This window comes from Myxococcus sp. AB056, assembly GCF_006547365.1.
Lineage (GTDB): Bacteria > Myxococcota > Myxococcia > Myxococcales > Myxococcaceae > Myxococcus > Myxococcus virescens.
In genome coordinates, this window is sequence record NZ_VHLB01000030.1 from 78364 (window position 1) to 85872 (window position 7509).

7 protein-coding genes are annotated in these 7509 nt (G+C 68.2%); 6 read left to right on the forward strand and 1 reads right to left on the reverse strand.

What is annotated here, in order from left to right; translation table 11 throughout:
• Window positions 1–43 precede the first annotated feature (43 nt).
• The 6 genes from bamA to FMP39_RS15790 all read left to right on the forward strand — a co-directional run bounded on the left by bamA (window position 44) and on the right by FMP39_RS15790 (window position 6291).
• Entirely contained in the window at window positions 44–2446 is a 2403-nt protein-coding gene (gene bamA, locus FMP39_RS15765) for an outer membrane protein assembly factor BamA (protein WP_228558020.1), read from the forward strand.
• A 107-nt stretch (window positions 2447–2553) separates the two neighbouring features.
• Complete coding sequence (locus FMP39_RS15770) at window positions 2554–3108, forward strand: OmpH family outer membrane protein (RefSeq protein ID WP_141590916.1); 555 nt, start codon at window positions 2554–2556, stop codon at window positions 3106–3108.
• 31 nt (window positions 3109–3139) lie between these two features.
• Complete coding sequence (gene lpxD, locus FMP39_RS15775) at window positions 3140–4189, forward strand: UDP-3-O-(3-hydroxymyristoyl)glucosamine N-acyltransferase (protein WP_043612861.1); 1050 nt, start codon at window positions 3140–3142, stop codon at window positions 4187–4189.
• A complete protein-coding gene (fabZ, locus tag FMP39_RS15780; RefSeq protein WP_011554712.1) occupies window positions 4189–4650 on the forward strand; it encodes a 3-hydroxyacyl-ACP dehydratase FabZ in 462 nt (153 codons plus the stop codon). The genes lpxD and fabZ overlap by 1 nt, the downstream gene beginning before the upstream one ends.
• 29 nt (window positions 4651–4679) lie before the next feature.
• Complete coding sequence (gene lpxA / locus FMP39_RS15785; protein ID WP_011554711.1) at window positions 4680–5456, forward strand: acyl-ACP--UDP-N-acetylglucosamine O-acyltransferase; 777 nt, start codon at window positions 4680–4682, stop codon at window positions 5454–5456.
• 28 nt (window positions 5457–5484) lie between these two features.
• Window positions 5485–6291 carry an LpxI family protein gene (locus FMP39_RS15790; protein WP_141590918.1) on the forward strand — a complete coding sequence of 269 codons (807 nt, stop codon included), beginning with the start codon at window positions 5485–5487 and terminating at the stop codon, window positions 6289–6291.
• Window positions 6292–6319: 28 nt separating this feature from the next.
• Here the strand turns inward: FMP39_RS15790 and FMP39_RS15795 are convergent, their stop codons facing one another.
• The gene (locus FMP39_RS15795; RefSeq protein ID WP_141590920.1) at window positions 6320–7099 is read right to left on the reverse strand and encodes a hypothetical protein; all 780 of its coding nucleotides are present in this window, start codon (window positions 7097–7099) and stop codon (window positions 6320–6322) included.
• Window positions 7100–7509: the final 410 nt, after the last annotated feature.

Sequence of the window (7509 nt, forward strand, 5' to 3'; positions counted from 1 at the left end):
CGTTCTGTCGCGCAAGTCACTGCTCCCGCTGCTGGCGGTCGCCATGTGGTCCCTCGTGCCCGGCTCCGTGCTGGCGCAAGAGGAGGAGGGCGCCGCCGCGCCTTCTGCCGTGCCCGAGGTGACCGCTCCCGCTGCTCCTGCCGATGTGGCCTCCGAGCCCACGCTCCCCGAGGACGCCCCGGTGTCGCCGGAGGATGCCCGCCGGGTCGTGGAGGTCCGCGTCGAAGGCAACCGGCGCGTCGAGGCCGAAGCCATCCGCCGCGCCCTCCGAACCCGTGTGGGCGACGAACTGAGCCCCATGCGCACCGCCCAGGACCTCCGGGCGGTGTGGGCGCTGGGCTACTTCCAGGACGTGGAGCTGCTCGTCCAGCGGCTGGCCCGCGGCATCGCCTACGTTGTGCGCGTGGAGGAGCGCCCCACCGTCCGGCTCGTCCAGCTCGTCGGCAACGAGGAGCTGAGCAAGGACGACCTGAAGGAGGAGATTGACGTCAAGCCCTCCACCATCCTGGACATGGAGCTGGTGCGCTCCAGCGTGCAGAAGATCCAGGCGAAGTACGTGGAGAAGGGCTACTTCCTCGCCGAGGTCAGCCACCAGCTCAAGCCCGTCGAGGGCGGCGCCAACGTGGATGTGGTGTTCAACATCAACGAGCGCGCCAAGGTGATGGTGAAGCAGATCACCATCCTCGGGGCGGAGAAGCTGTCCGCCGCGGAGCTGAAGGAGACGATGATCACCCGCGAGGGCGGGTTCCTCTCCTTCTTCACCGGTGAGGGCACCTACCGCGAGGAGGCCTTCCAGCGCGACCTGGCCGTCATCCAGATCGCCTACTACGACAAGGGCTTCATCAACGTCCGGGTGGACAAGCCCACCGTCCAGCTCTCCGCGGACAAGCGCTTCATCTTCATCACCCTCCGCGTGACGGAGGGCGAGCCGTACGACATCGGGAAGATCGACTTCTCCGGGGACCTGCTCGACGACGTCACCAAGGAACAGATGGCGTCGATGATGAAGTCCGCCACCGGCGAGCGCTTCAACCGCTCGCAGCTGTCGCAGGACATCCTCTCCGTCTCGGACGTCTACTACGACCGCGGCTACGCCTACGCGAACATCAACCCCATCACCAGCGTCAACGCGGACAGCCGCACGGTGGACCTGACCTTCGACGTGCAGAAGGGGCCCCAGGTCACCATCGAGCGCATCGACGTGGTGGGCAACAGCAAGACGCGTGACAAGGTCATCCGCCGCGAGCTGCGCGTCTACGAAGGGGAGCTCTACAGCGGCACCGGCGTGCGCCGCAGCCGCGAGCGCGTCACCGCGCTGGGCTTCTTTGAGACGGTGGAAATCACCCAGCGCCCCGGCTCGGCGGACGACACCATCGTCCTCCAGGTGGAGGTGAAGGAGAAGGCCACCGGTACGTTCCAGGTCGGCCTGGGCTTCTCCAACGTGGAGAACTTCATCTTCACGGCGCAGATCGCCCAGAACAACTTCCTGGGCTGGGGCCAGAGCGTCTCCGCGTCCGCGCAGATTTCCGGTCTGCGCTCCCTGGTGCAGCTGTCCTTCTACGACCCGTACTTCCTGGACACGCGCTACCTGCTGTCGGCGGAGTTCTTCCGCATCCAGGCGGACTACGAAGGCTTCATCCGCAATTCGACCGGTGGCACGGTGTCCATCGGCTACCAGTTCATCGACGACCTGCTGGGCACCATTGGTTACTCACGTGAGTGGGTCAACGTGGAGGCCGGGCAGAACCTGGGCGCGGTGCTGCTGGCCAACCAGTTCCTGTCCGGAACGACCAGCGCGGCCCGCCTGTCGCTGTCGTTCGACCGGCGCGACAACCGCCTGTTCCCGTCGCGTGGCTTCATCCACTACGGCTCGGTGGAACTCGCCCCGGACTTCCTGGGCGGTACGTTCCTCTACAACCGGTACACGGCCTACTCGCGGCTGTACTTCCCCATGCCGCTGGGCTTCGTCTTCAAGACGAACGCCACCATTGGCTACATCCAGCAACTGGACCAGAACAAGCCGCTGCCCATCTCGGAGCTCTACTACGTGGGCGGCATCAACAGCGTCCGCGGGTACTTCCTGCGCAGCATCAGCCCGTCCGTGAAGGTTCCCCGCTCCGGCAGTCCGGACGCGACCATCACGGATTTCCGGGTGGGCGGTAACAAGCAGCTCATCTTCAACTTCGAGCTGGAGTTCCCCATCTTCGAGAAGGCCGGCCTGCGCGGCGTCGTCTTCTACGACGCGGGTAACGCCTTCGCGGCGAATGAGCGCTTCTTCGAGGACCGTCAGGACCGGTTGCCGGCCGGTCTCTTCCATGCCGCCGGCTTTGGATTCCGCTGGTTCTCGCCCATTGGCCCCCTGCGCTTCGAGTGGGGCATCCCGCTCACCAAGCGGCCGGAGGACGACAACATCCTGTTCGAGTTCACTATCGGCAACTTCTTCTGATAAGCCCTTGGCCCGTCGTCCGGCGTCCGCGCCCACGGGCGGAGGGAATTGAAGATGCCCGATAGGCGTACGTCGGAGCTTGTACCCTTCCTGAGGAGTTGCTGAACATGTCGCTTCGCACCACCATCGCGGCCACGGCCGCCGCTCTGTCGCTCGCCCTCCCGGTGGCCGCCTCGGCCGCCGAGCTGAAGGTCGCCTACGTGGACCTCCAGAAAGTCATGCTGGAGGTGGATGACGGAAAGGCCGCCAAGGCCCGTCTCCAGAAGTGGCTCGACGACCGCCAGAAGGAAATCGACAAGGAGCAGAACGCGCTCCGCGCCGAGAAGGAGACGCTCGACAAGCAGGCCAGCGCCATGAGCGCGGAGAGCAAGGCCCAGAAGGAGGCCGAGCTCCAGCGCAAGGTGATGCTGCTCGCCCAGAAGTGGGAGAAGAGCCGCGCCGAGGCCGCCAACAAGGAGCAGCAGGAGATGAAGCCGATCATCGACAAGATCGACTCCATCATCAACACCATCGCCGAGCGCGATGACCTGGGCTTCGTCCTCGAGCGCCGCGACTCCGGCATCGTCTACGCCCGCTCGCAGCACGACATCTCCAACGAAGTCATCCGGGCGTACAACAGCTCGAAGAAGACGGCGGCGAAGGACGCCCCGACGAAGAAGTAGCCGTCACTCCCAACTCGTGCAGACCGCTCCCATGCCCCGCCAGCTCGGGGAACTCGCCGCCCATGTGGGTGGAGAGCTCCTCGGTGACCCCTCACAGCTCATTCACGGACTCAACGGGCTTGAAGAAGCCGGCCCGGGAGACGTGTCTTTCTACGGAAACCCGCGCTACCGGCGCCAGTTCGAGGCCACCCGTGCCTCGGCGGTGCTGGTGGGCGCCGACGTCCCCCCCCGCGAGGGCGTGGCGCTGGTCCGGGTGGCCAACCCACATCTGGCGTACGCGAAGCTGCTGCGCTTGTTCCACGCGCCGGAGCGTCCCGCCGCGGGCGTGAGGCCCGGCGCCTGGGTCCATCCCGAGGCCACCGTCCATCCGGAGGCCGTGCTGCTGCCCGGCGCGTCGGTGGACCGGGGCGGACGGGTGGGCGCGCGCACGGTGCTGTACCCGGGCGCCTACGTGGGGGAACAGGCCGAGGTGGGGGAGGACTGCGTCCTGTACCCCAACGTCACAGTGCGCGAGCGCTGCATCGTGGGCGCGCGCGTCATCCTCCACGCCTCCAGCGTGGTGGGCGCGGACGGCTTCGGCTTCGCCTTCAACCCGGAAGGCGAGGCGGGGCCGGAGCACTTCAAGATTCCCCAGGTCGGCATCGTCCGCATCGAGGACGACGTCGAGGTGGGGGCGTGCACTTGCATCGACCGCGCGACGGTGGGCGAGACGGTGGTGGGGCGCGGCGCGAAGCTCGACAACCTGGTGCAGATTGCCCACAACGTGCGAGTGGGCCCGCTGTCCCTCATCTGCGCTCAGGCCGGTGTGTCCGGCTCGGCGGAGGTTGGGACGGGCGTGGTGCTCGCGGGGCAGGTTGGCGTGGTGGGGCACATCCGCGTTGGTGACCTGGCCAAGGTGGGCGCGCAGTCCGGCGTCGCGCACGACGTGCCAGATGGCCAGGTGGTGAGCGGTAGCCCCGCCGTTCCCCACCGAGAGTGGCTGCGGGCCAGCGCCGCGGCGGGCCAGATGGCGGACCTGCTCAAGGAAGTGCGCGCCCTGCGGCGCCGGGTGGAGACGCTGGAGAAGGAAAAGGGGCCGTGATGGACATCGGAGAGATTCTCAATCTGCTGCCGCATCGGTACCCGTTCCTGCTGGTAGACCGGGTGGTGGAGATCATCCCGGGCCAGAAGCTGACGGCCTACAAGAACGTCACCATCAACGAACCCTTCTTCAATGGGCACTTCCCCGGTCACCCGGTGATGCCGGGTGTGCTCATCCTGGAGGCGCTGGCGCAGGCGACGGCCATCCTTGCCTACAAGAGCGAGAACATGGATCCGTCGCGCAAGCTCACGTACCTGATGGGCGTGGACGGCGCGCGCTTCCGCAAGCCGGTGTTGCCGGGGGATCGCCTCCAGTTGGAGATCGAGGTGGTGCGTCACAAGGGCGCTGTCTGGAAGACGAAGGGCCTGGCGACGGTCGACGGCGCGCGTGTCGCCGAAGGCGAGTTCCTGGCAACCGTCGTGGACAAGGACGCCGACGCGGCTGAGAGCGCGGCATCCTGATTCGCGCCCCGCGAGCACGAGGAGACTTCATGGCTCAGGTTCATCCCACCGCGGTGGTTCATCCCGACGCCCGCCTTCACGAAACCGTCGAGGTCGGCCCCTATTCCATCATCGGTCCCCAGGTGACGATCGGTGCGGGCTCCCGTGTGGGGCCCCACGTCGTCATCGAGGGCCGCACGACGCTGGGCGAGCGCAATCGCATCTTCCAGTTCGCCTCCGTTGGCGCCGACCCGCAAGACCTCAAGTACGCGGGCGAGGACACGGAGCTGGTGCTCGGCGACGACAACCAGATTCGCGAGTTCGTATCGCTGCACAAGGGGACCGCCGGTGGTGGCGGCGCGACCCGTGTTGGCAGTGGCAATCTCTTCATGGCCAACTGCCACGTCGCGCATGACTGCGTGGTGGGCAATGGCTGCCGCATCGGCAATGGCTCCGCGCTCGCGGGCCACGTGACGATGGAGGACCACGTCATCATCAGCGGCCTTGCGGCGGTGCATCAGTTCACCCGCCTGGGCAAGCACGCCTTCATCTCCGGCGGCGCCATGGTGACCATGGACATCCCGCCGTATGCCACCGCCCAGGGAGACCGGGCGGAGCTGGTGGGCCTCAACACGGTGGGCCTGGAGCGCAGCGGCTTCTCCAAGGAGCAGATCGAGCGGGTGAAGGAAGCGCACCGCATTCTGTTCCGCTCGAAGCTGACGCTCCAGGAGGCCATGGTGCGGCTGCGCGCGGAGCTGGCGGGCCACTCCGAGGTGGACCACCTCATCCAGTTCATCCAGCAGAGCAAGCGCGGCCTCACGCGCTGACGCCGTGAGCGACGGAGGGGCATCGGCGGTGGATCGGATTGGCCTCATCGCGGGCAACGGCCGGCTGCCCTTTCTCTTCGCGCGTGCCGCGAGGAAGAAGGGCCTGGAAGTCGTGGTCGTGGCGCACCGGGGAGAGACGGACCCGGCGTTGGCGTCGGAGGTGGACCGGCTGACGTGGGTGCGTGTCGGTCAGGTGGACCGCATCCAGAAGGCCTTCCGGGAAGCGGGCGTGAAGCAGGCGGTCATGGCGGGCGGCATCGGCCGCGTGCGGGCGCTGGCGGAAGCCCGGCCGGACCTGGGCGCGGTGCGCATCATCTCCCGGCTGCGAAGCTTCCGGGATGATGCGCTGCTGCGCGCGGTGGCCTCGGACTTCGAGTCGCGCGGCGTCACCATCATCGCCCCCACGGACTTCCTGGGGGAGGTGCTGTGCCCGGAGGGCCACCTCGCGGGGCCTCGGCTGCACCCGGCGCAGGAGAAGGACGTGGCCCTGGGCCGCGAGGTCGCCATGCTGCTGGGCCAGGCGGACGTGGGGCAGACGGTGGTGGTGCACAACGGCCACGTCCTGGCGCTGGAGGCGGTGGAGGGCACGGACGAGGCCATCCTCCGGGGCGGCAGGCTGGGTGGCAACGCAGGCGCCGTGGTGGTGAAGCGCTGCAAACCGCAGCAGGACCTCCGCTTCGACCTGCCGGCCGTGGGCCCTCACACGCTGGAAGTCATGCAGGAGGTGGGCGCGCGAGTGCTGGCGCTCGAGGTGGGGCGCACGGTGCTGCTGGACGCCCCGGCCCTCTTCGCGGGCGCCGAGTCCAGGGGCATCACCATCGTCGGCGTGCCCTGAGCCCCGGCGCCCCGTGCGCCGGCGGCGTCTAGAAGCAGCGCGCGCGCGCGGCCACGTTGACCTGGCCGGACGCGCCGCCCAGGTACCATGAGCCGCCCGCCTGGTAGGTGCGGACGTACTCCCCGCCACCCTCGAACTTGCCCCGGACGTACGTCAGGGCGCAGGAGCGGCCCGCGCTGCCGCCCAACGCCGTGGCCGAGTTGCCCTGGCTCCAGGTGTACTCCGGGCTGAACGTGGTGCCAGCGCCCAGGTCGATGCATCGCGCGCGCGCCCGCACACCACTCTGGCTGGAGTTGCCCGTCATGTACCAGCTTCCGGCGGTCTCATAGACGTGGACCCACTCGCCGCTCCCATGGAACTTGCCCGCGACGCCGGTCAGGTAGCACACGCGGTTGGTGGAGGAGCCCAGGTACGTGGGGTAGCTCGACGACTGGGTCCACGTGTACTCCGTGCCCGTATCCGCCACGTTGATGCAGCCCGCGGCGCCGTTGATGCCGGTCTGCGACGAGTTGCCGCCGAGGTACCACGAGCTGCCCGTCTGAAAGATGTCGACGCGCTCGCCGCCACCTTCGAAGTCTCCACCCACGCGCATCAGATAGCAGGTCCGGTTCACCGTCGTGCCCATGGGCGTGGCGAGGTTGCCTTGGGACCAGGTGTACGTGTTGGCCGTGGCCAGCTCCTGGCCCTGCGTTGTCAGGTCCTGCGCGGCGGGGGGCTCCGCGGAGACGTCCATCAGGTCCTCGGGACCGCAGCCCCACAGGACGGCGGGCATGGACAGGGCAATCAGTGCGTGACGCAGCTTCGACATGGGTTGGGTTTCCTGTGGTGTGAGGTGTTGAGGCGGCGCGGCGCGTGCGGCCCTGAGCCCTTCACGCGTCCTTGCCGCGTCGCTGCTTGAGCAAGGCGTATGCCGTGGCGTGGGACCGCATGGCTCCCTCTGGGCGCGCACTCGAGACACGTGAGGTGACACACCCTCGCGTGGCACGGTGGCACAGGCTCGGTGTGCCACCGTGCCGCGGCTGTATGCGTTTGATAGGCTTTGCCCATGCCTCCGCCTGGGAGCGACGCGCCACTCCTCGTTCCGACCCTGCCCTCGGAAACGGCCGCGCGGCCGGACGGGGAGGGGGCCACGGTGGCGGGCCTTCCGTCCCCGCCGGTGCCAGGCGCGGTGCCTTCCGTGCCGGGGGGGCGCTACGAGGTGCTGGGGCTGCTGGGGCG

Coding starts and splice junctions, on each gene's coding strand:
- bamA (WP_228558020.1), top strand. CDS start 44: ATGTGGTCCCTCGTGCCCGGCTCCGTGCTGGCGCAAGAGGAGGAGGGC.
- FMP39_RS15770 (WP_141590916.1), top strand. CDS start 2,554: ATGTCGCTTCGCACCACCATCGCGGCCACGGCCGCCGCTCTGTCGCTC.
- lpxD (WP_043612861.1), top strand. CDS start 3,140: ATGCCCCGCCAGCTCGGGGAACTCGCCGCCCATGTGGGTGGAGAGCTC.
- fabZ (WP_011554712.1), top strand. CDS start 4,189: ATGGACATCGGAGAGATTCTCAATCTGCTGCCGCATCGGTACCCGTTC.
- lpxA (WP_011554711.1), top strand. CDS start 4,680: ATGGCTCAGGTTCATCCCACCGCGGTGGTTCATCCCGACGCCCGCCTT.
- FMP39_RS15795 (WP_141590920.1), bottom strand. CDS start 7,099: ATGTCGAAGCTGCGTCACGCACTGATTGCCCTGTCCATGCCCGCCGTC.